Consider the following 25519-nt stretch of genomic DNA (forward strand, 5'->3'; position numbering starts at 1 on the left):
CCAGGACTTTCCGCTACCTGATTCCCAAACGTGCCGCTTTACACCACGGGTATCCGCCCCGGCGGGTCAGGCGCCTGCGGGCAGGGCGCCCAGTTGGGCGAGGGCGGCGGCGGTGTCCATCCACACGTTCTCGCGGCTGATCTTGCCGTCGCGGAACTCGCACACATGCAGCAGCCGGAAGGACACCTCGCGGCCGTCTCCGGGGACACCGAACGGCTCACCGACGGCGCGGGCGGTGAAGACGCACTCGTCGACGACGAAATCCGGCCCGTGATAGCGGCGGACGGGCTCGAACCGCTCCTCGGCGAAGTCGGCGAACACCCGCATGTACCGATCCTTGATCGCCGCGTGACCGCGCAGCACCGGGGTCGGGTCACCGACGGTGTCGTGTTCGGCGTCGTCGGTGAGGGTGCTCAGCACCCCGTCCAGGTCGTTGGCCGCCTCCGCCTGGAAGTGCCTCGCCAATACCCGATCCATCTCCTCGCGGGTCATCCCGCCTCCTCTCAATTAAGATACCCATATCATTATGAGAATCATCTCTCATGTCAAGGGTATATTCTCGTCGTGTGTCGAGCAGCGAACGGTTCAACCAGAAACAACGCACCCGCGACGCCATCGTCGACGCCGCCGGCGAGCTGGCCCGCCAGGGCCGGTCACTGGCGATCGCCGAGGTGGCCGAGGCCGCACGCGTCTCCCCCGCGACCGCCTACCGGTACTTCCCCAACCCCCAAGCACTGTGGGAGGAGGTCGCCAACCTCAACGCAGGCGCCCTGAGTGTGGACACCACCCTGGACGGCGCGCCCGCGGAACCCGCCGCGCGCATCGACCACGTCATCGCCACCGTCGCCGACGCGCAACTGGCCGATGAGGCCACCTGGCGGGCGATAATGCGCGCCGCCCTGGAGCGCTGGTTCACCCAGGCCGACCTTCCCGAGGCCGACCGCCTGCCGATCCGCGGCAGCCACCGCCTGACCATGGCCCAAGAAGCGCTCGCGCCGCTCAGCGACGCCCTGCCGCCCGAACTCCACCGCAAACTCACCATGTCCGTGCTCCTGGTATTCGGCGTCGAAGCCATGATCGCCGCCAGAGACGCCTGCGGACTCCAACCCGACGAAGCCAAGGACGTCATGCGCTGGGCCGCCCAAGCCCTCATCCAAGCCGCACTCGCCCAAGCCGCCGACCAAGGCGCCGACCAAGGCGCCCCTGAGCCGTTGGGCGCCCGCCATCGTCACCCGCAAGCGGGACGAACCACCTGAACCCGAGGTGGGGCCCATGGCCCGTCGCGCGGACGCGCTCCATCCTCGCCGCCGCCGTCAGGTGCCGTTCGGCGTCGTCGAACCGGCGGAGGCAGGTCGCGAGCACGCCCAGGGTCCTGGCGATGGATCCACCGCACCCGGCCGCCTGGAGGCCTCGTCGGCCCAGTGCAGGTCCTCCAGCACCAGCACGAGCGGGTGCCGCTCCGCCGCCTCAGCCAGATCGTGCACGGCCCGGTCGATGGCCTCGAACCGCAGGCTCGCGGCGTCCTGCCCGGGCGGCGTGAGCACGCGCAGGCCGAGCCCCAGGGCCGCGCGCGATTCCATGAGCTGCGACCACGGCCAGAAGTCCGGCGCCCCCTCTTCCTGGACGGCGCGTCCGGTCAGCACGACGGCGTCCCCGAGCCGGGAGACGGCCCGGCGGACCAGGGCGGACTTGCCGGCGCCCGCCTCGCCGCTGACCAGCACGACGGACCCGCGCCCCTCGGATGCCTCCGCCCCTGCGCGCTCCAGCTCCGCCAACTCCCGCCTGCGCCCTACGAACGGTTCCTCCACCCAGCCAGTGTCACCCAGCCCCGTCCACCCGGCGGCGGCCCGCTTCGCCCTCGCGCCCCGAGTTCATACCGCCCTTCCGCTTTCCCCAGCGAAAAGCCGGTCGCGTCGATCGCCGAGGCCAGCTTGTCCTTCCGGCCGACGAACGACAGGACCAGGAAGACCAGGCTGATCAGCGGTCCGAAGAAAAGGAAGAAAGCCTCGACGGGACGGTTATAGAGGTCGGCGGGCCCCTGCGCCGCCTGTCGGGAGGCGCCGAGCGTGAGGAGCAGGGAGATCACCAGGCCGATGCGTGCCTGTTTGCGTGTCATACCGGCCTCCGTTCCGACAGGGGCCCGTCCCGTGAGCCAGTGTCCTGATCAAGGCCATTAGGAACAAGGTAATTGTGGGCGTACGCAGTCCTGTTCGGCGACGAGGGCGGCCGACGTCGACATAAAACTGAGCGCTCGCATCGCTTTTGGCCGTGCATGGACCGGGAACAATACTGCGGGAAAGTTTGATCACTGCTGCCCGACCGCGTACGCAGGGAAGTGATCAAGTTGGGGCGAGCGCTTCGGCTCCGGTCCGTGTTCAGCGTGCTGGTCGTTCTGGCCGCGGTGACCGGCTGCGGCGGTCGGCCCGGCCAGGTGACGCTCACCTTCTGGACGTGGGTCCCGGGCATCGAGAAGTCGATCGACCTGTGGAATTCCCAGAACCCGGACGTCCAGGTCGAGCTCGAAAGCATCACGAGCGGGGTGGACGGCGGCTACGCGAAGATGTTCTCCGCGGTTAAGGCAGGCGCGGCACCGGATCTGGCGCAGGTCGAATACTGGGAGATCCCCGCTTTCCTGCTCGAACAGGGGCTGGTCGAGCTGGGACGGTACGGCGCCCGGCAGCATGCCGGACAGTTCGTGCCGTGGCAGTGGCGGCAGGGTGAATTCAACGACGGCGTGTACGCGATCCCGCAGGCGTCCGGGCCGATGGCGCTCTACTATCGCGCCGACCTTTTCCAGAAATGGGGCGTCGAACCGCCGGCCACCTGGGACGCGTACGAGCAGGCCGCCCGGCGGATCCGCGGCGCCGACCCGTCCGCCCGCATCGGGACGTTCCCGCCGGCGAACTCCCAGTGGTTCGTCGCGCTGGCCTGGCAGGCGGGTGCGCGCTGGTTCGGCGCCGACGGCCGATGGTCGGTGGACATCGACGACGGTCCGACCCGCAGGGTCGCGGCGTACTGGGACGGGCTGCGCCGGAAAGGGCTGATCTTCACCATGCCCGATGTCCACACCGCCTGGTACAAGGCCGTCCGCGACGGGAAGATCGTCGCGTGGCTGGGGCCGCAGTGGGGGGACGCGCTGCTCAAGGGCAACGCGCCGAACACCGCCGGGAAGTGGCGGGTGGCCCCGATGCCGCAGTGGAGCACCGCCGCGCGGGCGTCCGCGAACTGGGGCGGCTCGTCGACCGCGGTGCTGCGCGGCACGCGGCATCCGCGCGAGGCGCTCCGGTTCGCCGTGTGGCTGAACACCGATCGGCGCAGCGTCGATCACCTCATCGAGGGCGGGTACGGCTGGCCCGCCGCCGCGGGGATCGCGCGGGGATCCGCGCTGGACCGCGCCGACCCGTTCTTCGGCGGCCAGCGCTACAACGACGTGTTCGCCGAGGCCGACCGGCACGTCGACACCGGGTGGCGGTGGGTCCCGACCACCGCGGCGATGCTCGACTCGCTGAACAGCGGGTTCACCGAGGCCGTCGGCGGCCGGGGCGGTTTCGTCGAGGCCGTCCAGGCGACGCAGCGGAGCACGGTGCGCGACATGCGCCGCAAGGGCCTCACCGTCGATGACTGAGCAGCGATCGAGGAGGCGCCCATGACCCGCCCCACAGCTCGCACGCCGGGACGGCGGCACGCTCCGCTGCTGTTCTTCGGGCCGTTCGCGGTGATGTTCCTCGCGTTCTTCATCGTGCCGATCGGGTACGCGGTGTGGCAGAGCTTCACCGGCGTGCGCCGCTCAGGACCGCTCGGGCTGGGCGCCGGCGAGACGACGTTCGCGGGGCTGAGCAACTACTCCGACGCGCTGACGCAGACGGGGTTCACCGAAAGCCTGCTGCGCATCCTGGTCTTCGGCCTCGTCGTGGTGCCCTTGATGATCTTCACGGCGGTCGTCCTGGCCCTGCTGCTCGACTCGGCGGCGGCGGTGTGGCCGCGGTTCTTCCGGACGGTCTACTTCCTGCCCTACGGCGTCCCGGGCGTGATCGCGTCGATCCTGTGGAGCTATCTGTACCTGCCGGAGCTGAGCCCGATCCTGGAGGTGTCGCAGAAGGCCGGCATCACCTTCGAGCCGCTCGCCGGCGACTCGGTGCTGTGGGCGATCGCCAACATCGTGCTCTGGGAGTTCGCCGGCTACAACATGCTGATCGTCGTCGCGCAGCTGCAGGCGGCGCCGCGGGAGCTGTACGACGCGGCCCGGGTGGACGGGGCGAACGCGTGGCAGCTCGTCCGGTACCTGAAACTGCCGCTGATCCGTCCGGCGGTCGTGCTGGCCACGGTCTTCACGATCATCGGGACGGTGCAGCTCTTCGCCGAGCCGCTGGTGCTGGAACGGGCGGCGCCCGCCGTCACGAACGACTACACGCCCAACGTGTCCGCCTACAACCAGGCGTTCACGTACAACGACTACGGCCTCGCGGCGGCCGAGGCGGTGCTGCTCGCGCTCGCCGCGTTCACCCTCTCGTTCGGCTTCCTGCGCCTCGTCGGCCGGACAGGACGGACCGGAGGCGCCCGGGCAGGAGGCGGACGGTCAGGAGGCGGACGGGCCGGAGGCGGGGGCCGGTGAGCGCGCGAGGGAGGGCGATGGACGGGGCGTCGGCCCGCCCGGCAGGGATCGGGGCGCGCGTCCTCGTCGTGGCGGTCCTCGCCGTCGCGGCAGGCTATTTCCTCGTGCCGGTCTACTGGCTGGTCGTGGCGTCCACCAAGACCACCGACCGGCTTCTCGGCAGCTCACCGCTCTGGTTCGCCGAGCCGCGGCCGTGGCGGAACCTGACGGACCTGCTGACCTACGACGACGGCATCTACCTGCGGTGGCTGGGCAACACGGTGCTGTACTCGGGTGTCGGCGCGTTCGTCGCCACGCTGCTCGCGGCCGGTGCCGGGCACGCGATGGCGAAGTACGACTTCCGCGGCCGGGAGGCGGCGTTCAAGGTCGTGCTCGGCGGTGTGCTGGTGCCCACCACCGTGCTCGCGCTGCCGCTCTACCTCATGTTCAGCAGGATCGGACTCGCCAACACGTACTGGTCGGTGCTGCTGCCCAGCGTGGTCAGCCCGTTCGGGGTGTACCTGTGCCGGATCTACTCCGAGGCGGCGGTGCCGGACGAACTGCTAGAGGCCGCGCGTGTGGACGGCGCCGGCGAGCTGCGCATCTTCTTCACGGTCGTGCTGCGTATCATGTCGCCCGCGCTGGTCACGGTCTTCCTGTTCCAGCTCATCGGCATCTGGAACAACTTCTTCCTGCCGCTGGTGATGCTGTCCGACCCGGACCTGTACCCGATCCCGCTCGGCCTGCTGTCGTGGCAGTCGATCGTCGACAGGCAGCCGATCCTCTATCAGCTCGCGATCGGCGGCGCGCTGGTGTCCGTGGTGCCGCTGGCCGTCGCGATCGTCGTCCTCCAGCGGTTCTGGCGGACCGGACTCACCGAAGGGAGCGTCAAGGCTTGACTGATCGAGGCGAGCAGGGCGCGGACGAGCGCGGCGAGCGGGGCGAAGACGAGCGCGGCGAGCGGCTCGCCACGGCTCTGCGCGCGCGGCTCGGCGGCATCGGCTACGGCGGCGACTACAACCCCGAGCAGTGGCCCGAGGACGTCTGGGCCGACGACGTCCGGCTCATGACCGAGGCGGGCGTGAACCTGGTGTCGCTCGGCATCTTCGCGTGGGCGAGGGTGCAGCCGGACCCGGAGACCTTCGACTGGGGCTGGCTGGACCGGGTGATGGACCTGCTCGCGGACGGCGGCGTCGCCGTGTGCCTGGCCACCATGACCGCGTCCCCTCCCCCGTGGCTGGCGCGGCTGCATCCGGAGACGCTGCCGGTCCGGCCGGACGGCACCGTCCTGTGGCCTGGCGCACGGCAGCATTTCACCCCGTCCAGCCAGGTCTACCGCGACCACGCGACCCGCCTCGTCGAGCGGCTGGCGACCCGCTACGCCGGACATCCCGCGCTCGCCGCATGGCACGTCGGCAACGAGTACGGCTGCCACGTGTCCGGCTCCTACGGCGACGTCGACGCGGTGGCGTTCCGCGACTGGCTGCGGCGCCGTTACCGGACGATCGACGCGCTCAACGAGGCGTGGTCGACGACGTTCTGGTCACAGCGGTACGCCGCGTGGGACGAGATCAACCCGCCCCGGCAGACCCCGACCTTCCCCAACCCCGCCCAGCGGATCGACTTCCGCCGGTTCTCCTCCGACGCGCTGCTGGAATGCTTCCTGGCCGAAAAGGAGGTGCTGCGGCGCGTCACGCCGGACGTCCCGATCACGACGAACTTCGTTCCGCTGCGGGACACGCTCGACCTGCACGCCTGGGCCCGGCACGAGGACGTGGTCTCCTACGACTCCTATCCCGACCCCGCCGACCCCGGCGCCCATGTCGACGCGGCGTTCGGCTTCGACCTGATGCGGTCGCTGAAGGACGGCGCGCCGTGGCTGCTGCTCGAACAGGCGCCCGCGGCGGTGAACTGGCGGCGCGTCAACCGGCCGAAGGCGCCGGGGCAGATGCGGCTGTGGTCCTGGCTGGCGGTCGGGCACGGCGCCGACGCGGTGATGTTCTTCCAGTGGCGGGCGTCCCGCGGCGGCGCGGAGAAGTACCACTCGGCGATGGTGCCGCACGCGGGCACCGGGACGCGGACGTTCCGGGAGGTCCGCGAGCTCGGGCGGGAACTGGCCGCGGTCCCGGAGATCGCCGGTACGCGGGTCCGCGCGCCGGTCGCGCTGGTGCTGGACTGGCCGAGCTGGTGGGGGCTGGAGCAGGACGGCCACCCGTCCGGCCTGCTGAGGCAGCGGGAGGCGAACCTCGCGCACTACGCACCCCTGTTCGGCGCGGGGGTGGCGTGCGACGTCGTCCGGCCGTCGGCGGATCTGTCGGGGTACCGGCTGGTCGTCGTCCCGAACCTGTACATGATCACCGAGTCGGACGCGGCGAACCTGACGGGCTTCGTCCGCGCCGGCGGCCGTCTGGTGGTGTCGTTCTTCTCCGGCGTGGTCGACGACCGCGACCGCGTCCACCCGGGCGGCGCCCCCGGACCGCTGGCCGATGTCCTCGGCCTGCGGGTCGCGGAGTTCTGGCCGCTGGCGAAGGGCGAGCACGTCGACGTCGAGGAGGCCGAGCCCGGCTGGTTCGACGGCGGCGCGGCGCGCGGTTCCCTGTGGTCGGAGGAGGTCCGGCTGGACGAGGCGTCCCCGCTGGCCACGTTCGCCTCCGGCGTTCTGGCGGGCCGTCCCGCCGCCACCCGCAACCGGTTCGGCGGCGGCGCCGCCTACTACCTCGCCACCCGGCCCGACCCCGCCGCGATGAACTCGGTGCTCCGCCGGGTGTGCCGGGAGGCGGGCGCCGCGCCCGACCTGCCGAACCTCCCCGAGGGCGCCGAGGCCGCCGTCCGCCACGCCGAGGACGGCACCCGCTTCGTGATCGTGCTCAACCACGACGACGACGGGCCGGTGACCGTACCGCTGCCACCCGGCGGCGTCGATCCGCGCGACGGCACGGACGTCGTCGCGCCGTACCGGCTCGGCGCCCGCGGGGTCCTCGTCGTCCGCTATCCGCCCTCCCCCACGGGGTCTCGGCACGGAGGTCCGGCATGACCGCGAAGCTGCTCGACGGCAAGTGCGCCGTGGTGACGGGCGCCGCGTCGGGCATCGGCACCGCGATCGTCGACCGGTTCGTGGCCGAGGGCGCCACCGTGATCGCCGTCGACGTGGCCGCGGACCCGTTGCGCGACGTCGCCGCCGGCCGCGCGGCGGTACGGCCGGTGCCGGGCGACGTCTCCCGGGCCGATACCTGGGCGCAGGTGGCGGGCCTGGCCCGCGACGAGATCGGCCGTCTGGACGTGCTGTGCTCCAACGCCGGATTCAGCGTCCACGCTCCGGCGCACGAGCTCGACGAGGACGACTGGGACCGGCAACTCGCCGTCAACCTCAAGGCCGCCTACCTCGGGGTCAGAGCCTGCGTCGGGCTGCTGGCCGAGGCCCCGCCGTCCGGGGACGCGCCGTCCGGGGACGCGGGCGGCGCGGTCGTGCTGACGTCGTCGGTGCACGCCACCGCGGGGCTGCCGGGACGTCCCGCCTACGCCGCGGCCAAGGGCGGACTGTGCTCGCTGGGCCGCCAGCTCGCGGTGGAATACGGGCCGCGGGTGCGTGTCAACACCGTCCTCCCCGGACCGATCCTGACCCCCGCCTGGGACGGCATCGACGACGAAGGACGCCGCCGCAGCGTCGCGGGCACCGCGGCCGGACGGTTCGGCCGGCCCGACGAGGTGGCCGCGGCGGTGGCCTTCCTCGCCTCGGACGAGAGCTCCTACGTCACCGGGGCGAGCCTGCTCGTCGACGGGGGCTGGAGCGCCAAGAAGGACTCGGCCTGAGGGGGTCGCTATGAAGATCAGCAGGGTGGAGACGTTCCCGGTCCCGCCGCGCTGGCTGTTCTGCCGGGTCGAGACCGACGACGGCCTGGTCGGCTGGGGCGAACCGGTGGTGGAGGGCCGGGCCGAGGTGGTCCGCGCCGCGGTGGACGTCCTCGCCGAGCAGCTCATCGGACGTGACCCGCTGCGCATCGAGGACCACTGGCAGGTCCTCGCCAAGGGCGGCTTCTACCGGGGCGGGCCGGTGCTGTCCAGTGCGCTCGCGGGGTTGGACCAGGCGCTCTGGGACATCGCCGGGAAAGCCCGTGGCGTACCGGTGTACGCGCTGCTCGGCGGCCCCGTACGCGATCGCGTCCGGATGTACGCCTGGGTCGGCGGCGACGAGCCCGCGGCGCTGGCGGACGGCATCGCGGCCCGGATGGAGGAGGGGTTCACCGCCGTCAAGATGAACGCCTCCGGAAGGATGGCGCCGCTGGCCGGCAGCGCCGCCATGACCGCGGTGGTCGACCGGGTCGCCGCCGCCCGCGAGGCGCTCGGCCCGGAACGCGACGTGGCGGTGGACTTCCACGGCCGTCTCACCCCGGCCGACTCCCGGCGGCTGCTACCGCTGCTGGCGGAGTTCCATCCGCTGTTCGCCGAGGAGCCGGTGCTGCCCGACAGCCCGCATCTCCTCCGCGACGTCGTCATCGCCAGCGGCGTGCCCATCGCCACGGGCGAGCGGCTCTACTCGCGCTGGGACTTCCGGCCCGTGCTCGAAGCGGGCGTCGCGGTCGTCCAGCCGGACGTCTCGCACGCCGGCGGGATCTCCGAGACCCGGCGGATCGCCGCGCTCGCCGAAGTGTGGGGGGCCCACCTGGCGCCGCACTGCCCGCTGGGTCCGCTCGCCCTCGCCGCCAGCCTGCAGGTCGCGTTCGCCACCCCGAACTTCCTGATCCAGGAACACTCGATCGGCATCCACTACAACACCGGCGCCGACCTGCTCGACTATGTTCTCGATCCAGCGGTCTTCCAGTTCACCGCCGGCCATGCCGGACCGCCGTCCGACCCGGGCCTCGGCGTCCGGATCGATGAGGCGGCCGTACGCCGCGCCGGCCGGACGGGCCATGCTTGGCGCAATCCGATCTGGCGGCACGACGACGGCGGCTTCGCCGAATGGTGAAGACGATCGCTGATCCGCAAGGGTGAAGGCGATCGCTGATCCGGAAGGGTGGAAACATGGAACGGACGGAGCGGCTGGTCATCGTGCGTCCCGCACTGGAGCATTTCGATGCCTTGGCGGAGCGGGGGCGCGACGGCCTGGCGGCGCTGATCGGTGCGGAGGTGCCGCAGGAATGGCCGCTCTTTCCCGAGAGCATCGCCCGTCCTGAGCAGGTGCCTGAAGACACCTCGCCGTGGCGTCCCTACTGGGCCGTTCATGCCGCCGATTCGGTGCTGATCCTGGAGGGCGGGCTCGTCCCACCCGACGAAAGCGGTGAAGCGGTGTTCGGGTACGGCCTCGTCCCGGCCTATCGCGGGAAAGGATTGGCGACGGAGTTCGCCAGATTTCTCGTGGTGACCGCTTTCGCGCACCCCGAGGCCAGGGCGGTCGGTGCCCGTACGTTCCCCGCCGGGGCCGTCTCCCCGGAGGAGGGGTTCCCGGCCGATCCGTCGATCGCCGTCCTGGAACGTCTCGGCTTCGCCTGCGTGGAACGGGGCGAGCTGTGGCACTGGCGGCTCGACAGGCCGCCCGAGGTCTGATCGCGTCGCGGTACGTCGCGGTACGTCGCGGTACGTCGCGGTACGTCGCGGTACGTCGCGGTACGTCGCGGTCTCGATCGGCGAGTCGTACACATCAAACGAATGAGCCATCCCTGCCCCATGACGTCGTCAGGGGCAGGGATGGCAGTGGTCGTCAGCCGAGCAGAAAGGCGCGTGCTTGTTCGGCGACCGGTCCCGGCGCCATCCAGAACGCGGAGTGGTCGTGGTCGGGCAGGGTCAGCACGGTGACGTTCGGCAGGAGTGCGGCCAGCGCGTTGGCGCCCTGGCGGATGAATTCCTCGCCGTTGCCGCCGACGGCCACCGCGATCGGCGCGTCGATCGACCAGCGGTCGGCGGGCAGCGGTTTGCCGTCCTGGAGCCCGCGCATGATGCGGCCGTCGTAGGTGTAGGTGTGGGCGTATTTGGCCATGGCGTCCCAGGAAGGGTCCTGCTTCATCGCGGGAATGTACTCGGCGGGGACACCGATCATCTCGGTCATGAAGTACTCGACCGCCTCGCTGCGCTTGCCCGCCGCGATCAGCGCTTCCTGGTGTTCGAGGTAGTCCGCGGGCGCCGGAGCGCGGGAGTCGTCGACGATGAAGGGCGGCTCGTACAGGTAGAGGCCTGTCACCCTGCCGCCCAGCGCGCTGGCGGCGTCGAGGGCGAGGCCGCAGCCACCCGATCCGCTGGTCAGGGCCGCGGAGCCGCCCGCGACATCGATCAGTGCCGCGATGTCGTCGATCTCGCGCGCCGGGTCGTAGGGCTGGGGGTCGCCGCTGGCGCCGCGCCCGCGGCGGTCGAAGCTGATGACCGTGAAGTGCTCGGACAGCGCCTGGGCCATGCCGGCGACCCCGGTGTGGTCTTCGGCGACATTGCTGATCAGGATGATCGCGGGGCCGGAACCGGTCTTCTCGTAGGCGATGGTGGTGCCGTCGGCGGAGGTGACGGTGCGAAGGTCGGACATGATCGTCTCTCTTTCGGGTGAAGGTGTGTCGGTGTGCGGGGTGTCCAGCAGGTCGCCGAGCCGGTCCAGGGCCTCGGCGTAGCCTTCGGCCATCTGGAGCTCGACGGCCCGCTGTAGCGCCTGGCCGTCGGGGAAGCCGGCCGTGACCTCGACGGTGCAGCCGGTTCCGGTCGGGACGAAGGTGACCGCGGTGGGGAAGGTGCCCGTGCCGTCGGACTGCCACGCCTGGTCGGCGAACTCGTCGTCGTAGCGCAACTCGGCGCGGGTGACGACCGTCTTGTAGGTGGCGATGCTGCGGACCGGGGCGGCCGATCCGTCGACTGGCGCGATCTGGAAACGCCAGCGTCCGCCTGGACGGACGTCCATCTCGTACACGGTCGCGGCCCAGCCCTGCGGGCCCCACCAGCGAGTGATCGCCTTGGGATCGGTCCATGCCCACCACGCACGCTCGACGCCGGCGGCGTAGGTACGGCTGATATGGATGGTGTTGCTCGACCTGTCGATCACGATGCCGTCCGCGGTGCCTTCGGGCATGTTCAACCTCCTTGCTGGTTCGCGTCGTCGGGTGCAGGGTCATCGTCGGGTGCAGGGTCGTCGTCTTCGAGGAAGGCGCCGAGGCGGTCCATCCGCTCCGACCACAGGGCGGCGAACCCCTGCGCCCAGTCGCTCAGCTCGCGCATCGCTTCGGGGTGCAGCCGGTAGATCCGCTGCTGGGCGCGTTTGGTCACCTCAACTACGCCCGCCTGGGCGAGCAGCCGCAGATGCCGGGACACCTGCGGCTGGCCCAGGCCCAGCGCGTCGACGATCGCGCCCACCGACCGCGGGCCGTCCTTGAGCAACTCGACGATCTGAAACCGGTTGGGCTCCGAGATCGCCGTCATTCGCTGTTGCACGTTGTTGACCACACCTCGAAGATACACGAGCACATATATATGTGCAAATGTATGTAGCGAGGTTGTGGCCCTGCCGCTGACACGATCAGGATTCCCGGTCGCGGGTCACGCCCGTGCTGGGCAGTTGCCGGACGCCAGGTAGGCGTCGACGGCGTGCCCGTGACACAGCGGTCCCGGGTGCATCCCATCCCGTAGAGGCCGTGACGTCGGACGTTCCGGAGCGACCCATGTGAGAGGCGGGCATCGCGCGGCGCGGGGCGCCGGGTGTCAGTGGCCTTCGGTCAGCAGCTTGGAATTCGGGATCCGCTGGACAGCCACGCGGCCGCCGCGGCGGCGGCCGTGGACGGACGCGAAAGCCCATTCCGCGGACATCATCGCGCCTTCCTGCCAGCCGGGCAGCGGGCCGATCTGGTCGCCGATCACCATGACGTTGCCGTGCCCCTGGAGGTTGATCAGGGTCTCGTACCATTCTCGTTGTTCGGGGACGGTGTGGTCCCAGTCGGTCCACGCGCCGGCCTGGTAGGGCATCTTGTGCCAGGCGATGGACAGGCCCTGCCGGTCCGGAACGATGGACGGGTCGGCGAATTCCCCGTGCAGTTTCGCCCCGGCCTCACGGGCGATCTTCAGGCGCTCGTCGTACGGGCGGTCGCCGAGCTTCTCGGCCCTCTCGTATGAGCTGTAGGCGCCGATGAGGACGCCCTTGTCCGTGCGGGAGAAATAGTCGGACGACGGGTACCAGATCTGCCTGATATCGCTGTCGACCCGGCTGATGCCACCGTAGATCCGGTACTTCTCCGATTCCCAGAACCGCCGGTTCGCCTGCCAGGCGATCTTGAACGCGGGTGCGAACTCGACGTTCGCGACGGCGCGCGCGAATTCGCCGGAGAACCCTTCGAGTTCGACGCTCTGTTTCAGGACCGGAATGGGGACGCTGCTCAGGCAGTAGTCGAACCGCCTGTCGTGCTCGCGGTCGGCGTGCTTCCACGCGACCCGTACCCCGTCCTCCGCTGACCTGATGGCGTGGACGGGCGCGTTGAGCGTGACCGTCCCGTCGGGCAGCGCGGCCGCGAGGCGGCGGGCGAGGACGTCCATTCCGCCGATCGGCTGGAAAAGTGTGGGCTGGTAGTCGTGCTCGAATTCAAAATAGAACTGACGCTCCCAGAATCTGCTTGCCAGCAGATCTGAAAGAGCCAGCGGGTCGAGCTTTTCGGGCTGCTGTGTCATGCCGAGCGGTTTGGCCAGTCCCGAGCGCAGCGACCCGGTGTAGGCGTGGTCGGTCTCGTCGAGATCGCCGAACTCGTCCAGCAGGGCCAGCAACAGGTCGCGCTGGGCGCCGCTCAGTCCGCCATCGTCGGGCAGCCCCTTCTTGACGGCGGCCGCCGCGTACTGGGCGACATATCCGCGCGTGTCGTTGGCGATCCGGCGGTGCTGGATGGGCGCCCCCTGCCATGCCCGGTCGGTCTGATGCAGGTTCGCAGCGGTCTGTACGAGGAACGGTTCGAGCGGGATGCGAAGCCTGCGGCACAATGCGAAGACCCGCTGGTCTTGGTGGGCGAAGCGCCCCGGGCCGAGGTTGGCGTAAAGGCCGCGGTCGAACCGGCACGTCTGGGTGCGTGCGGATCCGTCCGCCCAGACCTCGGTGACCGTGTCGCCGCGCCGGACGGTGAGGTTGCGGCCGCCGATGCGCCCCTGCGCCTCCAGGACGGTCACCCGGTATCCCGCCTCGGCGAATGTGAGCGCGGCGGTCAGCCCGCTGATCCCGGCGCCGAGGATCGCGACGGTCTTACCGCCGGCCTTCCTCCGGGGCGGCGTCAGCAGACTGGTCGGCGCGGACGCCGCGTCGGCCGGGACGGCGCCGGTCATGACCTGAACCAAGGTGGCGGACGCGGCCACGCCCAGGAATGTGCGACGCGAAGAGCCATTGTGTCGTTGCTCCATCATGCTCCTTCCGGGGAGACGTCGGCAGAAACACGCGACCATTCACGGGTGTTTGGCGCCCTTACCGGGCTGGGAGGTGTTTCGGCTCGCTTGGCGGCTTCGAGTGGTCGTGCGGATATGGCATGTCGCCGGGCCGCGGCCACGGTCGGCGATGTCGAAGAGGCCTCTGCTCGTCGTCGACGGCGGCGTGCAGGCCGCCCGGCTCGGCAAAGCGGGGCGGGGGCGGGGCGGGAATGGTGTCGGTGGTGAAGTCGTGGGAGCCGGCGCCGGCCGGCTCATCCGATGACGAGCGGTTCCAGGGACCTGGACAGCTCGTCCATCATCTGCAATTCTGCCATTCAGTGGAAGCTCACTCCCAACAGATGACAGCACATGTGAGGGGATGTGGCAAGCGATCAGTCCGGCGCCCGACCGGCCCGGCGCCCCCGGGACGACTCCGAGGGAGAGCCGGGAAAGGGGACGACGCGAACCGTGCGGCGGGCCCTCGCGCTCCTGGGCGAGGTCGCCGAACACGACGGCATCGCGCTGACCGAGGCCGCTCAGGCGACGGGGCTGTCGCTGAGCACCGCGGCGCGGCTACTGAACACGCTGGCCGAGGAAGGATTCGTCCAGCGTGACGGCGACCGCGCGTACCACGCGGGCGGGCGGCTGCATCAGATAGCGGTCACCGCGATGACCAGCACACCGCTCTACCAGCTGGCCACTCCGCACCTGGAGGCGATGCGGGACGCGACGGGAGAGTCGGCCTACCTGGGGGTGCCGGGCCCGGGCGACACCGTCCTGTACGCGCGCATCGCCGACAGTCCCCAGCCGATCCGGCACGCGAACTGGCTGGGCCGCACCGTTCCGGTGCGCAGCACCGCGATCGGCGCGGCGCTACGGGACCAATGCGGATCCAGCGGCTTCGTCAGCACCCGGTACACGGTGGAGACCGGCGTCACCGCGATCGCCGCGACCGTCCACTGGCCGCGCGGCGGCGTGGCCGCCGCCATCAGCGTCGTCGGACCGACCTACCGGATCGGCGACGACGACCTGGCCGGCATCGGTGCCCTGGTGGCGAGGCACGCCCGCGAGCTGACCGCCCAACTCGCCCCCGACGCTTGAGACCGAAGGGGCGGCGTGGGTGGTACGGCCACATCACGGACGGGCTGGGCAGCCCTCGGCCCGTCGCGGCTCCCCGGGGGGTAGCCTGAGTTGATGGCCGTGAAGGCTTCCAGAGACGACGTCATCGCGTTTCGCCTCCACTCCCAGCACCTCACCGAACGCTTGGACGAGCAGGAGCTGCTCGACGCGGCCGGGTTGTGCGGTGTCCAGAACAGCCCGCCCGGGTCCGCGATGCTGGCCCTGCACGCCCGGGTGCGCGATCTCTCGCGGGATCGGGTCGACGAAGCAGTGGCCGAGGACAAGAGCCTCCTGCAGAGCTGGTGCATGCGCGGCTCACCGTTCTACTTCCCGACCGCTGACGCACCGGTCTTCACCACCGGAGTGCTCCCGCCGACCGAGGAGGCGATGCGCCAGTTCGTCCTCGGGGCAGGGCAGTCGGTCGACAAGCTCAGCCTCAGCCTGACCGAGACCGTTGCGCTGACCGGCGCCGAGATCGGCGACGTCCTGACCGGACGCCGACTCGCCATCGACGAACTCGGCGCAGAACTCGCCGAACGGATCGCCCCCAGGCTGTCGAGAAAGCAACGCGACATCTGGGAACAAGAAGGTCCCCATGCCGCCGGACAACCGCTCGGCGAGGCCGTCGTGCACTTCTGCATCCGCATCCTCACCTTGCAGAAAGTGGTCTGCTTCGCGCCACGCGACGGGAACACGGCACCGTTCGTGCTGGTCGATGAGTGGTTGGGTGATCCGATCCCGGATACCGACCCGGAGACCGCGCGGGCCGAGCTGCTTCGCCGATACCTCCGCTGCTACGGTCCGTCGACCCGAGCGGACTTCGCCGCATGGCTGGGCGTCCGCGCCGGCGACGCCGGCCCTTGGTGGAGCCTGGTCGAGGACGAGATGACAGAGGTCGAGTTCGGCCGCAAGACGTGGATACTCACCGAGGACCTCGATGCGTTGCAGTCAGCCACGATGCCCAAGGGGGTACGTCTGCTTCCCCCTCGCGACCCCTACACGCAGTCCCGTGACCGCGAGACAACCGTTGACAAGCAGTATCACCGGGACGTGTGGAGGCCCGTGGGCGACCCGGGCACCGTTCTCGTGGACGGCGAGATCGCCGGTGTCTGGCGTCCGCGCAAGCGCGGGCGGAAGCTGACCATCTCTCTGAAATCCTTCGGCACCTTGCCAGTTCGGACCAAGAAGCCACTGCAAGCAGAGGCGGAGCAGGTCGCAACACTGCGGGGCGCCTCATCCGTCGACGTCGAGTTCGACTCGTATTGACCAATGCAGCGCCGGGCGAGTGCACCGCTGTCGCACTCTTACGTCAACACCTCGATCGCTTCACGGGCTTTTACCGGCGGAGTCGCCGGCGGGAGGGGTCTGGTCGTTGCGGCGGTCTGTCAGGGCTTTGGCTAGATAGCGCTGGAACTGCCAGATGGGTCGTTCCAGGTGGGAGAGCCGGCCGGGGTGGGACGTGGTCGAAGCCAGTCCTCGCTGGACGCCGTGGATGGCGAGGAGGTCCTCGGTCTGGACCTGGTGGTAGAAGGCGCGGTAGGTCGAGATGACCTCCTGATAGTCGGGACGGTCGCGGGTCGTCCCGGGGGTGAGGATGGCTATCTGGGTCTCGTGCGTCGCCGGGCCGGTGGGCAGCCAGCGGAACCAGGCGGCGTGGTCGGGCATGACGGTCAGGACGAACGTCGGGAAGACGCCGGTGATCAGCAGTCCGGAGCGCTGTTCGGGGCTCAGCCCGGGCACCGGAGGGAATCCGCTGTTCAGGGCCGCGTCGGGGTGGAGCGGGTTGCGCATGGAGAACCAGTTCTCGCCGCATTCGGTGATCTGCGTGGCCTGGCCTGGGAGCAGCGGCTGCAGGGTCGCGGCGTGCGTGCCGAGGTGGTGGTAGCTCTCCGCGCCGTTCTCGGCGGCGACCTTCCAGTTCGCCGCGACGTCCGTCCAGGTGAGGGGTTCGGCGGTGACCCAGTCGTCGAGGCCGTAGGCGGCGAGCTCCCCGGCGGGCCCGTCGAGCCGGGGCGGGCTCGCGTCCGCGTCCAGGTTGATCAGGACGAAGCCGTTCCAGACCGCCAGCCGGACGAGCGGCAGCCGGCAGTTCGCGCGGTCGAAGTCGACCTTGTGCATGAGCGGCGCTCCGGTGAGCTGCCCGGCGAACCGGCCGTCGAGGCGGTAGGTCCAGGTGTGGTAGGGGCAGGTCAGCCGGCTGAGGTTGCCCTGGCGTGGCGCGTGGCCGGGGGGCAGCACGTCCATGAATCGATGCCGGCAGACTCGCGACAGGGCGTGCAGGGCGCCGTCCTCGTCCCGGGTGATCACGATGGGCTCGGTCAGCACGTCCAGCGCGAGGTAGTCCCCGGGACGGGGGATCTGGTCGGCGCGGGCCACGCAGAGCCACTCGCGGCGGAAGATCCGCTCGACCTCCAGGTCGTACAGCTCCGGCGAGGAATAGGCGGCCGGCGGAAGCGTCTCGCCGAGTTCGAGCGGGAGGCCTGCGGTTCGGCGGATCTGGTCCAGCACGCGCACCAGTGGCGTTCGGGCCGGTTCCGTGCGCGGTGGTTCCACGTCGCCGGCCGGCTCCGTGGTGCTGGCGTCGCTCATGGTCATTCCCTTCCTTCGCAGCCGGCGAGGCCGCGCAGTATTTCGTCGGCTGCCCGGCGTCCGGCGCGCACGGCGCCGTCCATCTGGCCGAGCATGGTCGTGGCCGTCTCCGTGCCGGCCCAGTGGACGGGACCCACGGGTGTGCGCAACGCCCGCCCGTAGCCGCTCCATGCGCCCACGGGGAAGGTGGTGACACAGCCGCGTACGGTCGGCTCGTCGCCCCAGTCGTGGTCGAGGACCGCGACGGGACGCCCGGCGCGCGGCCCGAAGAATCGCGCCAGTTCGGCGAGGATCACCGTTCTGCGGTCAGCGGACGGCATGTGCGCGGCGCGGCGCGCGTCGTCGCCGTCGATCGTCCCCACGAGCACGCCCGGGCCTCCGGGCGGGGACGAGTCGAGCGTGTAGCGGATCATGCCGGTGTCGGCGAGCGCCTGCCCGGACAGGCCGTCCCGGCGCCAGAACGGCTCGTCGTAGACGACCACGACCTTGAAGCCGGCCGCCAGCGGCAGTCGCTGACCGAGCGCGTCGCGGTCGGCGGGCATCGGCGGGTCGAAGGCGAGGCGTCCGGCCAGCGCGGGCGGCAGCGCCACGACGACCCGCCGGGCCATGACGCGCGACCCGGCCGCCGTCGTCACGGTCACGGCAGAGCCGGCCCGCCGCACGTCGGCAGTGTCGGCGTCGGCGTCGGTGTGGTAGGTGATCGTGCGGGCCGCGTCGCCCCGGCGGACCCTGGCGCCGAGGCCGGCCGCGATCGCCTCCGCGATCGCTTGGGCGCCTGGCGCGAACCGCCGTTGCTGCGCGCCCTCGTCGATGCCCAGCAGGTAGCCGAGCCCGCCGTCGGCGGCGGCGTAGACGGCCAGGTGGAGCAGGCTGATCTCGTGCGGCTCGACCCCCCAGAGGCCGCGCAGGCCGGTCTCCAGCCGCCATCGGGCCCCGGGATGCGCGACGTCGGCGAGCCAGTCGCCGACGTGGCGGCGGTCCAGCGCCGCGGCGTGCCGGTAGGTCCATGGCGCGTCCGGACGGAGCCCGGGCGCGAGGGCGTCGGCCTGCTCGATGGCCCGCGCCGCCGCCTCCAGCGCAGGCCAGTCCGGCGCGGCGCGGCGGCGGTCGTTCTCGCACTCGACCAGGTCGCCGTCCGTCTCGGTGGGCACGGTGTCGACGCCCAGTTCGGCGGCGAGTCCGGACAGCGCGTCCTGTCCGGGGCCGCTCCACTGGCCGCCGAGGTCGATCGGGACGCCGTCCACGGTGGTGGTGCGGACCCGGCCGCCGACGCGGTCGCCGGCCTCCAGCACGATCACCTCCGTCCCGGCGGCGGCCAGCCGGCGCGCGGCGGCGAGCCCGGACAGCCCGGCGCCGACGATCACGACATCGGTCTCGATGGCGGAACTCACGCGGTGATCCTTTCGGTGGCGGGTTCGCCGCCGCGCCGCGCGGCGGGACCCATCAGCAGCAGCATTCCGACGACCGCCGCGGCCATCGCCAGTTCCAGGACGGCCAGGGCACGGTGGCCGCTCGCCTCGTCCACGACGCCGGTGAGGGCGGGGCCGACGGCTCCGCCCAGCGACAGCGCCCCGGCCATCGCCGCCGCCCACCGGCCTCGCACGTCCAGGACCGCGGCGGCGACGACGAGATACGTCAGGCTCGCGACGATCACCGCGCCCCAGACCAGCTGCGCGACGGTGAACAGGACCGGGCTCGCGGTGACGGCGAACACGACCTTGCAGAGGGTGCCGATCACGATGGTGACGAGCAGCGGGCCCATCCGCCGGTACCGGTCCGCCAGCCGGGCGACGGCGAGGGAGGCCGGCATGCCGGCCAGGACCGCGCCCGAAAGGACCGCGGCGGCGACGCCCGTGCTCATCCCGGCCTGGTCGGCGGCGATCTCCGCCGAGAGCGCCCACAGCCCCGACTCGCCGGCGGTGAAGATCGCCCCGGCGCACAGCAACAGCATCGCGTCCTGCCTGCGGGGCCCCCGCGACCCGCAGGCGAGGCGGCCGCTCGCGCGGGGCAGCCAGCGGCTGAGCGGAGCGAGCAGGAGGCACACCAGGCCGAGCATCGCGAAGGACCCGGCCCGGCCGCCGGCGGACGTCAGCGGCGGCAGCGCTGCCAGCAGCGCGGCGATCATCAGCGTGCTCCAGAACATCGCCAGCGCCGTCATCCGGTCCGGGTCGGGGGTGACGGCGACGGCGGCGTTGGCCGTCGCCCCGGCCACACCGGACCCGATCCCCGCGACGACCTGTCCCGCGGTGAGTCCCTGCCATCCGGGCAGTGCCGCGGCCAGCAGGAATCCCACCGCTGCGAGCAGCAGCGCGGCCGTTCCCACCGGGCGCGGGTTCCGGCGCGAGAGGGGACGGATCGCGGCGAACGCGGCCATCGCGGCGGCCAGCAGCGCCGCCGTCGCCACGAGCCCGGCCTGGGACCGGCTGAGCGCCAGGTCCCGCCGGTAGTCGGCGAGCAGGACGGGCATCAGGGTCGAGGCCATCAGCCCGGCGACCGTGCCGGCCGTCAGCGCCGCGACCGCCCGCCGTCCCATCACCCGTCGTCCCGCAGACAGGCGCCTCACCCGCTGTCCCGCAGACAGGCGTCTCACCCGCTGTCCCGCAGACAGGCGTCTCACCCGGTGTCCCGCAGATAGGCGTCGCACAGCTCGGCCAGGCGGTCCGTGCCGAAGCTCTCGTCATGCCCGGGGTGCACGACACCGACCGCCAGCGCACGCAGACGCTTGACGCTGCCGCGGTAGTCGTCGACCGACGAGCCGGGCAGGCCGTCCAGCAGCGGCCCGTCGTACATCGTGTCGCCGGAGAGCAGCACGCCGGTGTCGAGCTCGAACAGCGCGATCGACCCGGGCGAATGTCCTGGCAGATGCAGCACCTCGAAGCACCGGTCACCGAGGTCGATCGGTTCGCCGTCGCTCAGCAGCCGGGTCGCCGGAGCCGGGGCGACGGCGTAGGCGTCGACGTCGTAGCCGTCCTCGGGCAGCGCGTCGATCAGGACGCCGTCCAGGGCCATGCCCAGCCGCGCCATCTCCACGCGGAACTCGGCCGGAAAGTCCTCGCCGCGCAGCGTCGCCGGCTCGGGGGTCGACAGCATTGACTGCTCGGCGGCGTGGACGGCGCGGTCGGCGAACTCCGCGGCGCCGCCCACGTGGTCGTAGTGTCCGTGGGTGCACACCAGCAGCGGGTCGTGGCGGAACAGTTCGGGAAGGGCCGCGCGCAACCGGCCGATCCCGCAGCCGGAGTCCACGACCAGGTCGCGGTCACGGCCGCGCACCCACCAGAAGTTGGCGCGCAGCAACGGGTGCACGTGCGGCTCGGTCCAACCGGTGATCCCGTCGCTGCCCGGGATCTCCTCGAACCATCGCACGGCGCCACTCACCGGCCCGCCGATCCGGCGGTCTCTCCGCCGCCGTCCGTTTCGGCGGCCGTTTCGGCGGCCGTTTCGGCGGCTGTTTCGGCGGCTGTTTCGGCGGCTGTTTCGGCGGCCGTCCACGGTTGGACGTCCCGGGGGACGGCGCCGAGTTCCCTGGCCACCTGAAGAGTGTCATTGCCGAGCCAGATCTCGCAGATCCGCCCGCCACGGGTGCGGTAGATGTCGTGCGCGGTCCAGCGCACCCGGCGTCCGGTCGGTGGCAGCCCGTAATACTCCCTGGTGAACGTGCCGGAGAATTCACCCCGCACGACCGCGCCGCCGTCGCTGACGAGCACGTCGGCGACCTCGAAACGGGCGTCGGGGATCGCCTCGGCCAGCGGGCCGAAGAACTCCTCCAGCACCGCGTCCGATCCGACGAGGGCCGCGCCCATGCCCATGAAGTCGTGCAGCCGCACATCGTCGGTCATCAGGGCCCGGAGCTTCGCCGTGTCGCCGTCGCCTCCCGCCACGAACGCCATGACCGTCTCGTGGACGCGACGCCGCCGGTCCTCGGACGGTGTCTGTGCTGTACCCATGGCTACCTCCTGGTCGCTCTGTTGATCGATGCGGCGGCCCCCTTCGGCCGGCCGGCGTTCAGCCTCCGGAGTTCAGGCGTCCGGAGTTCAGGCGTCCGGAGTTCAGGCGTCCGGAGTTCAGGCGTCCGGAGTTCAGGCGTCCGCCCGCATACCGGAAAGGAACGTGGTGAGCACCAGGTGCGGCGCGTCGCGGGGCGCGAGGCGTCCGTGCTGGACGCCCTCCCAGGCCATCTCGACCAGCCCCAGCCACGTGTCGACGGCCCACACCACTGGGACGTCTGCGCGCAGCAGGCCGTCGGCCCGGCCGCGCCGCATCAACGCCGCCAGTTCCTCGGCGAACTCGTCCACCGCGACCTGCACTTCCCGATCGTGGTGAAGCTCGCGCAGCAGGAACGCGTAACGTTCCCCCATCGGGACCAGCGCCTCGGCCAGCCGCGCCAGCACCGTGTCGACCGGGCCGCCGTCCTCCAGCCCGACCCGATCGATCACCGCGCCGATCTCCTGCAGGGCGTGCCGGGTGACCGCCTGACGCAGTTCCTCCCGCGACTTGTATCGGCGATGCAACGTCGCACGCCCGATCCCGGCCTCGTCCGCGATCCGCTGCATCGACGACCCACGGTCCATGACCAGCACCCTCGCGGCGACGTCCAACACTGCCCCCTCGGCGGCCCGCCTCGCACTCACCATCGCCCCTTTCCATCATCGTCTCGAACGAGACAATGATGTCTCAAAATATACGCGCACGTCTCTGCCCTCTGTCAACAGCCCGGCGGTCACCCGGGCGAGGAGGACCGTCCCGCGTCCTCCCCGGCGCCTGACGAAGAGGTCAGGGGCCTTCGAGGATCTCCAGCATCCGGGTGGTCGTGGTGGCCCAGGGGTACTGCTCGGCACGGGTGCGGGCGGCGGATCGGCGGAGCGGACGCGGGACGCGGAGAAGCTCTTCGATTCCGTCGGCGAAGCGTTCGGGGGCGGGCGGGACGGCGACCCCGGCGCCGGGGGCGAGCAGTTCGTGGGCCGCGCCGCGGTCGGCCGCGACGACGGGAACGCCGCAGGCCAGCGCCTCCAGCACCGCCAGGCCGAACGACTCGACGGGACAGGTGGCGAGGGCCACGTCCGCCGCGGCCAGCCGCCGGACCACGTCCTCGCGGCGGTGCACGTGCCCGTGGAAGCGGACGGGCAGCGCCTCCCGGACGGCCAGCGAGCGGAGCGCGGCATGCAGCGGCCCGGTGCCCACGACGTCCAGGTGCACCGGAACGCCGCGCCGCCGTAGTTCCCGCACCGTCGTCAATGCCAGGTCGGGACGTTTCTCCCGGGAGAGCCGCCCCAGATGAACGAGCCGGAACGATCCAGAACGTTTCGCGGGGGCGGCCCCGCACGATGAGCCTGGGCGTTCGGCGGTGTCGTCGGCGGGACGGAACGTGGCGAGGTCGACGCCGAGCGGGACGCGGTGCAGGCGCGGCGTCCCCACCCGGGCGAACTCGGCCGCGGCGAACGCCGACGTCGTCACGACTTCGTCGAACATCGCGGCGAGCCGCCGGTTCCAGCGGTCGGTGACCCGGTCCAGCGGCAGGCGGCCGGGCAGGTGCGGCGCCAGGATCGCGTCCAGCCGTTCGTGGGAGAACAGCACCGCGCGGGCCCCGCGCCGCCGGGCCCAGTGGGCCGCCACGGTGAGGCTGGCCTTGTCTGAGACCTCCACCACGTCCGGTTTTAGGCGGGCGAGTACGCGCAGGACCGGGCGCGGGTCCAGGACGAGCCGGTACCCGGGCGCGACCGACGCACCGGGCACCGTGATGAGCAGGCCCTTCTCGCTTTCCGTCCGGGTGTGCGCGCGGCCGGGCACCACCAGCGCCCGCTGGTGACCGGCGGCCGCGTAGCCCGCGCCGAGCATGTCGACGGCGGTGCGCAGCCCGCCGGACACCGGGCTGTACAGGTTGGCGAGTTGCACGATCCTCATGCCGTGACCAGCGCCTCGTAGGTCGTCGGGCGCCCGCCCGCCGCGACGGCCAGGTCGACGGCGGCGAGCGCGGCGCGGCGCAGGCCGGGACGCGTCAGGTCCGCGGGGTGCAGCGCGATCCGGAACGGCATCCGCAGCCGGGCGAACGTCCGTGCCGCGTCGACCATCAGCCGGGCGCCCGCCCGCTCCCCTGCTCCTCCCGGACGGTGTGACAGCGCGGGCATCCGCCGCACCGGCCCGTCCGGCAGGCAGTGGACGGCCAGGTGGCTCGTCCAGTAGGCGAACCCGAGCGCGGCCAGCGCCTGCCGGGTGCCGGGCGACGCCAGCCAGCCCGGCGGTGTGAATCCGGCCGCCTCGATGCGCGCGTCCGCCAGCAGGTCCAGGCCCGCGCGCAGCCGCTGCCTGGCCTGCTGCTCGGTCAGCGTCCAGAATTCCCCGGCCCCTCTGACCAGGACCCGGTTCACGCCCCGCCGCCAGTGCGGACCGCCGGGGACGCCTTCGTGCCGGTATCCGTGCAAGGCGAGTTCGTGTCCGCGGGCGGCCGCCTCGTGCAGGTGCTCGACCAGGACGGGGTCGCCGGGCAGCGCCGGGCCGTCCCCGAACGGCCCGGGGATGAGCAGCAACGTGGCGGGCACGCCGCGCTCGTCGAGGTCGGCGAGCCACCGCCTGGTCGCCGTCGCGGTGCTCGGGGCCACGTCGTGCACGGACACCACGAACGGGAAGCTCTCCGGCGGGTTCATGCGGCTCAGCGAGTTCATGCGGCTCGGCGGATTCATGCGGCTCGGCGGATTCATGCGGCGTCGTCGGCATGCTGGACGGCCGCCGTGCACGCGCCGCCGGACACCTGCCGGTAGTGGCCGAACAGCTCCTCGCACACGACGTCCCAGCCGCGCCCCTCGACGGAGGCCAGCGCCCCGCCGCCCAGGCGGCGGCGCAGCTCGGCGTCAGCGACCAGCGCGGACACGGCCGCTCGCAGACCGTCGCTGTCGTCGGGTGAGAACAGCAGCCCGTTCACCCCTGGCCGGACGAGGTCGAGCGGACCGCCCGCCGCGGCCGCGACGACGGGCACCCCGCAGGCCAGCGCCTCCTGGATCGCCTGGCAGAACGTGTCGTCGGCGCCGGTGTGGACGAAGACGTCCAGGGACGCCATGAGCTGCGACAGTTCGGTCCCGGTGCGGAATCCCGTGAACACCGCGTCCGGCATCATGCGGCGCAGGCGGCGTTCCTCCGGGCCGTCGCCGACGAGCACCAGCCGCGTTCCGGGAAGGCCGGCCAGCGTCGCGAGCATCTTCGGACGTTTCTCGGCGGCGAGCCGTCCGACGTATCCGACGAGGACCTCACCGTTTGGGGCGAGCACGGCCCGCACCCCGGCGGACCGGTGCACGGGGTGGAACCGCTGCCGGTCCACGCCCCGTCCCCACAGCGACAGCCGCGGAACGCCGCGGCGGTCGAGCTCGGCGAGCACCGGAGTGGACGGCGCGAGCGTACGGTCGGCGCGCCCGTGCAGGCGGCGCAGCCACCACCACACGGCCCGGTCGGTGCCGCGCAGCCCGTACCGCCGGGCGAACCCGGCGATGTCGGTCTGGAACACCGCCACGGCCGGGACGTCCAGCCGTTCCGCCGCGGCCAGCCCGGAGGCGCCGAGCACCATCGGCGCGGCGAGATGGACGACGTCGGGCGCGAAGTCCCGCAGCACCGCGGTGACGCGCCGGGTCGGCAACCCGACGACGACCGACGAGTAGAAGGGGAGCCTGACGCCGGGGAGGAGCTCCACCCGGGCCCCGGCGTAGGACTCCGGGCAGATCCAGGGGGCGTGGGGGTCTCCACCGGAGACCAGCCCAGGACGGGGCGCGACGACCAGCGCCTGGTGCCCGCGCGCGGCGAGCTGTTCGAGGACGCGGCAGACCGAGCCGGTGACACCGTTGACCTGCGGCAGGAACGATTCGGTCACAATGGCGACTTTCACGGCACACAGAGTGA

At 71.7% G+C, this 25519-nt stretch carries 25 protein-coding genes; 10 read left to right on the top strand and 15 right to left on the bottom strand.

Annotated features, from left to right (window positions below):
- Nucleotides 1-66: 66 nt before the first annotated feature.
- Nucleotides 67-492 carry a nuclear transport factor 2 family protein gene (locus ACH34T_RS10035; protein WP_395991727.1) on the bottom strand — a complete coding sequence of 142 codons (426 nt, stop codon included), beginning with the start codon at nt 490-492 and terminating at the stop codon, nt 67-69.
- Nucleotides 493-566: 74 nt separating this feature from the next.
- Here ACH34T_RS10035 and ACH34T_RS10040 point away from each other — a divergent pair, with 74 nt between their 5' ends.
- Nucleotides 567-1256: a TetR/AcrR family transcriptional regulator gene (locus ACH34T_RS10040; RefSeq protein ID WP_395991728.1), complete on the top strand. Its 690-nt coding sequence runs from the start codon at nt 567-569 to the stop codon at nt 1254-1256.
- 57 nt (nt 1257-1313) lie between these two features.
- Here the strand turns inward: ACH34T_RS10040 and ACH34T_RS10045 are convergent, their stop codons facing one another.
- Together ACH34T_RS10045 and ACH34T_RS10050 are read right to left on the bottom strand one after the other, a co-directional pair.
- Complete coding sequence (locus ACH34T_RS10045) at nt 1314-1808, bottom strand: ATP-binding protein (protein ID WP_395991729.1); 495 nt, start codon at nt 1806-1808, stop codon at nt 1314-1316.
- A complete protein-coding gene (locus ACH34T_RS10050) occupies nt 1790-2116 on the bottom strand; it encodes a hypothetical protein (RefSeq protein ID WP_395991730.1) in 327 nt (108 codons plus the stop codon). The genes ACH34T_RS10045 and ACH34T_RS10050 overlap by 19 nt, the downstream gene beginning before the upstream one ends.
- Nucleotides 2117-2371: 255 nt before the next feature.
- On the opposite strand from ACH34T_RS10050, the gene ACH34T_RS10055 reads away from it, so the two are divergent.
- Genes ACH34T_RS10055 through ACH34T_RS10085 form a run of 7 tightly spaced genes read left to right on the top strand, consistent with a single transcriptional unit; the run spans nt 2372 to nt 10135 of the window.
- A complete protein-coding gene (locus ACH34T_RS10055; protein ID WP_395991731.1) occupies nt 2372-3625 on the top strand; it encodes an ABC transporter substrate-binding protein in 1254 nt (417 codons plus the stop codon).
- Between the two features lie 21 nt (nt 3626-3646).
- Nucleotides 3647-4612, top strand: a complete 966-nt coding sequence (locus tag ACH34T_RS10060) for a carbohydrate ABC transporter permease (protein WP_395991732.1) — start codon at nt 3647-3649, stop codon at nt 4610-4612.
- A 17-nt stretch (nt 4613-4629) separates the two neighbouring features.
- Nucleotides 4630-5490, top strand: coding sequence for a carbohydrate ABC transporter permease (locus ACH34T_RS10065; protein WP_395991733.1), 861 nt, complete (start codon nt 4630-4632; stop codon nt 5488-5490).
- Nucleotides 5487-7625 carry a beta-galactosidase gene (locus ACH34T_RS10070; protein WP_395991734.1) on the top strand — a complete coding sequence of 713 codons (2139 nt, stop codon included), beginning with the start codon at nt 5487-5489 and terminating at the stop codon, nt 7623-7625. Before ACH34T_RS10065 ends, ACH34T_RS10070 begins: the two co-directional genes overlap by 4 nt.
- The gene (locus ACH34T_RS10075) at nt 7622-8401 is read left to right on the top strand and encodes an SDR family NAD(P)-dependent oxidoreductase (protein ID WP_395991735.1); all 780 of its coding nucleotides are present in this window, start codon (nt 7622-7624) and stop codon (nt 8399-8401) included. The genes ACH34T_RS10070 and ACH34T_RS10075 overlap by 4 nt, the downstream gene beginning before the upstream one ends.
- 10 nt (nt 8402-8411) lie before the next feature.
- Complete coding sequence (gene dgoD / locus ACH34T_RS10080; protein WP_395991736.1) at nt 8412-9557, top strand: galactonate dehydratase; 1146 nt, start codon at nt 8412-8414, stop codon at nt 9555-9557.
- A 56-nt stretch (nt 9558-9613) separates the two neighbouring features.
- Nucleotides 9614-10135, top strand: a complete 522-nt coding sequence (locus ACH34T_RS10085) for a GNAT family N-acetyltransferase (protein ID WP_395991737.1) — start codon at nt 9614-9616, stop codon at nt 10133-10135.
- 154 nt (nt 10136-10289) lie between these two features.
- Here the strand turns inward: ACH34T_RS10085 and ACH34T_RS10090 are convergent, their stop codons facing one another.
- From ACH34T_RS10090 to ACH34T_RS10100, 3 genes are all read right to left on the bottom strand, one after another.
- Complete coding sequence (locus ACH34T_RS10090) at nt 10290-11633, bottom strand: alpha/beta fold hydrolase (RefSeq protein WP_395991738.1); 1344 nt, start codon at nt 11631-11633, stop codon at nt 10290-10292.
- A 2-nt stretch (nt 11634-11635) separates the two neighbouring features.
- The gene (locus ACH34T_RS10095; RefSeq protein WP_395991739.1) at nt 11636-11980 is read right to left on the bottom strand and encodes an ArsR/SmtB family transcription factor; all 345 of its coding nucleotides are present in this window, start codon (nt 11978-11980) and stop codon (nt 11636-11638) included.
- 279 nt (nt 11981-12259) lie between these two features.
- Complete coding sequence (locus ACH34T_RS10100) at nt 12260-13885, bottom strand: flavin monoamine oxidase family protein (protein ID WP_395991740.1); 1626 nt, start codon at nt 13883-13885, stop codon at nt 12260-12262.
- 516 nt (nt 13886-14401) lie between these two features.
- Between ACH34T_RS10100 and ACH34T_RS10105 the strand changes: the two genes are divergently transcribed.
- Together ACH34T_RS10105 and ACH34T_RS10110 are read left to right on the top strand one after the other, a co-directional pair.
- Nucleotides 14402-15034 (top strand): IclR family transcriptional regulator, encoded by a 633-nt coding sequence (locus ACH34T_RS10105; protein WP_395991741.1) that lies wholly within the window; start codon nt 14402-14404, stop codon nt 15032-15034.
- Nucleotides 15035-15127: 93 nt separating this feature from the next.
- Nucleotides 15128-16318 carry a winged helix DNA-binding domain-containing protein gene (locus ACH34T_RS10110; protein WP_395991742.1) on the top strand — a complete coding sequence of 397 codons (1191 nt, stop codon included), beginning with the start codon at nt 15128-15130 and terminating at the stop codon, nt 16316-16318.
- A 60-nt stretch (nt 16319-16378) separates the two neighbouring features.
- On the opposite strand, the gene ACH34T_RS10115 is transcribed toward ACH34T_RS10110, so the two are convergent.
- From ACH34T_RS10115 to ACH34T_RS10155, 9 genes are all read right to left on the bottom strand, one after another.
- Nucleotides 16379-17641, bottom strand: a complete 1263-nt coding sequence (locus ACH34T_RS10115) for an aromatic ring-hydroxylating dioxygenase subunit alpha (RefSeq protein ID WP_395991743.1) — start codon at nt 17639-17641, stop codon at nt 16379-16381.
- Nucleotides 17642-17643: 2 nt separating this feature from the next.
- Nucleotides 17644-19032 (bottom strand): flavin monoamine oxidase family protein, encoded by a 1389-nt coding sequence (locus ACH34T_RS10120; protein WP_395991744.1) that lies wholly within the window; start codon nt 19030-19032, stop codon nt 17644-17646.
- Nucleotides 19029-20174, bottom strand: a complete 1146-nt coding sequence (locus tag ACH34T_RS10125) for an MFS transporter (protein ID WP_395991745.1) — start codon at nt 20172-20174, stop codon at nt 19029-19031. Before ACH34T_RS10125 ends, ACH34T_RS10120 begins: the two co-directional genes overlap by 4 nt.
- Before the next feature lie 80 nt (nt 20175-20254).
- Nucleotides 20255-21004: an MBL fold metallo-hydrolase gene (locus ACH34T_RS10130; protein WP_395991746.1), complete on the bottom strand. Its 750-nt coding sequence runs from the start codon at nt 21002-21004 to the stop codon at nt 20255-20257.
- Nucleotides 21005-21012: 8 nt separating this feature from the next.
- Nucleotides 21013-21585 (bottom strand): ester cyclase, encoded by a 573-nt coding sequence (locus ACH34T_RS10135; RefSeq protein ID WP_395991747.1) that lies wholly within the window; start codon nt 21583-21585, stop codon nt 21013-21015.
- A gap of 132 nt (nt 21586-21717) precedes the next feature.
- On the bottom strand, nt 21718-22209 hold the full coding sequence (locus ACH34T_RS10140; protein ID WP_395991748.1) for a TetR/AcrR family transcriptional regulator: 492 nt from the start codon (nt 22207-22209) through the stop codon (nt 21718-21720).
- Between the two features lie 202 nt (nt 22210-22411).
- Complete coding sequence (locus ACH34T_RS10145; protein ID WP_395991749.1) at nt 22412-23539, bottom strand: glycosyltransferase; 1128 nt, start codon at nt 23537-23539, stop codon at nt 22412-22414.
- On the bottom strand, nt 23536-24297 hold the full coding sequence (locus ACH34T_RS10150; protein WP_395991750.1) for a DUF2334 domain-containing protein: 762 nt from the start codon (nt 24295-24297) through the stop codon (nt 23536-23538). Before ACH34T_RS10150 ends, ACH34T_RS10145 begins: the two co-directional genes overlap by 4 nt.
- Nucleotides 24298-24329: 32 nt before the next feature.
- Complete coding sequence (locus ACH34T_RS10155; protein ID WP_395991751.1) at nt 24330-25490, bottom strand: glycosyltransferase family 4 protein; 1161 nt, start codon at nt 25488-25490, stop codon at nt 24330-24332.
- Nucleotides 25491-25519: the final 29 nt, after the last annotated feature.

This window comes from Actinomadura sp. 9N215 (assembly GCF_044326345.1).
Taxonomy (GTDB): Bacteria; Actinomycetota; Actinomycetes; order Streptosporangiales; family Streptosporangiaceae; genus Spirillospora.

Bases quoted from the DNA above. Each gene is read 5' to 3' on its own strand.
- ACH34T_RS10090 (WP_395991738.1), bottom strand. From the start codon at position 11,633: ATGCCCGAAGGCACCGCGGACGGCATCGTGATCGACAGGTCGAGCAAC.
- ACH34T_RS10150 (WP_395991750.1), bottom strand. From the start codon at position 24,297: ATGAACTCGCTGAGCCGCATGAACCCGCCGGAGAGCTTCCCGTTCGTG.
- ACH34T_RS10110 (WP_395991742.1), top strand. From the start codon at position 15,128: ATGGCCGTGAAGGCTTCCAGAGACGACGTCATCGCGTTTCGCCTCCAC.
- ACH34T_RS10075 (WP_395991735.1), top strand. From the start codon at position 7,622: ATGACCGCGAAGCTGCTCGACGGCAAGTGCGCCGTGGTGACGGGCGCC.
- ACH34T_RS10095 (WP_395991739.1), bottom strand. From the start codon at position 11,980: ATGACGGCGATCTCGGAGCCCAACCGGTTTCAGATCGTCGAGTTGCTC.
- ACH34T_RS10085 (WP_395991737.1), top strand. From the start codon at position 9,614: ATGGAACGGACGGAGCGGCTGGTCATCGTGCGTCCCGCACTGGAGCAT.
- ACH34T_RS10145 (WP_395991749.1), bottom strand. From the start codon at position 23,539: ATGAGGATCGTGCAACTCGCCAACCTGTACAGCCCGGTGTCCGGCGGG.
- ACH34T_RS10065 (WP_395991733.1), top strand. From the start codon at position 4,630: ATGGACGGGGCGTCGGCCCGCCCGGCAGGGATCGGGGCGCGCGTCCTC.
- ACH34T_RS10125 (WP_395991745.1), bottom strand. From the start codon at position 20,174: ATGGGACGGCGGGCGGTCGCGGCGCTGACGGCCGGCACGGTCGCCGGG.
- ACH34T_RS10035 (WP_395991727.1), bottom strand. From the start codon at position 492: ATGACCCGCGAGGAGATGGATCGGGTATTGGCGAGGCACTTCCAGGCG.
- ACH34T_RS10060 (WP_395991732.1), top strand. From the start codon at position 3,647: ATGACCCGCCCCACAGCTCGCACGCCGGGACGGCGGCACGCTCCGCTG.
- ACH34T_RS10135 (WP_395991747.1), bottom strand. From the start codon at position 21,585: ATGGGTACAGCACAGACACCGTCCGAGGACCGGCGGCGTCGCGTCCAC.
- dgoD (WP_395991736.1), top strand. From the start codon at position 8,412: ATGAAGATCAGCAGGGTGGAGACGTTCCCGGTCCCGCCGCGCTGGCTG.
- ACH34T_RS10140 (WP_395991748.1), bottom strand. From the start codon at position 22,209: ATGGACCGTGGGTCGTCGATGCAGCGGATCGCGGACGAGGCCGGGATC.
- ACH34T_RS10115 (WP_395991743.1), bottom strand. From the start codon at position 17,641: ATGAGCGACGCCAGCACCACGGAGCCGGCCGGCGACGTGGAACCACCG.
- ACH34T_RS10050 (WP_395991730.1), bottom strand. From the start codon at position 2,116: ATGACACGCAAACAGGCACGCATCGGCCTGGTGATCTCCCTGCTCCTC.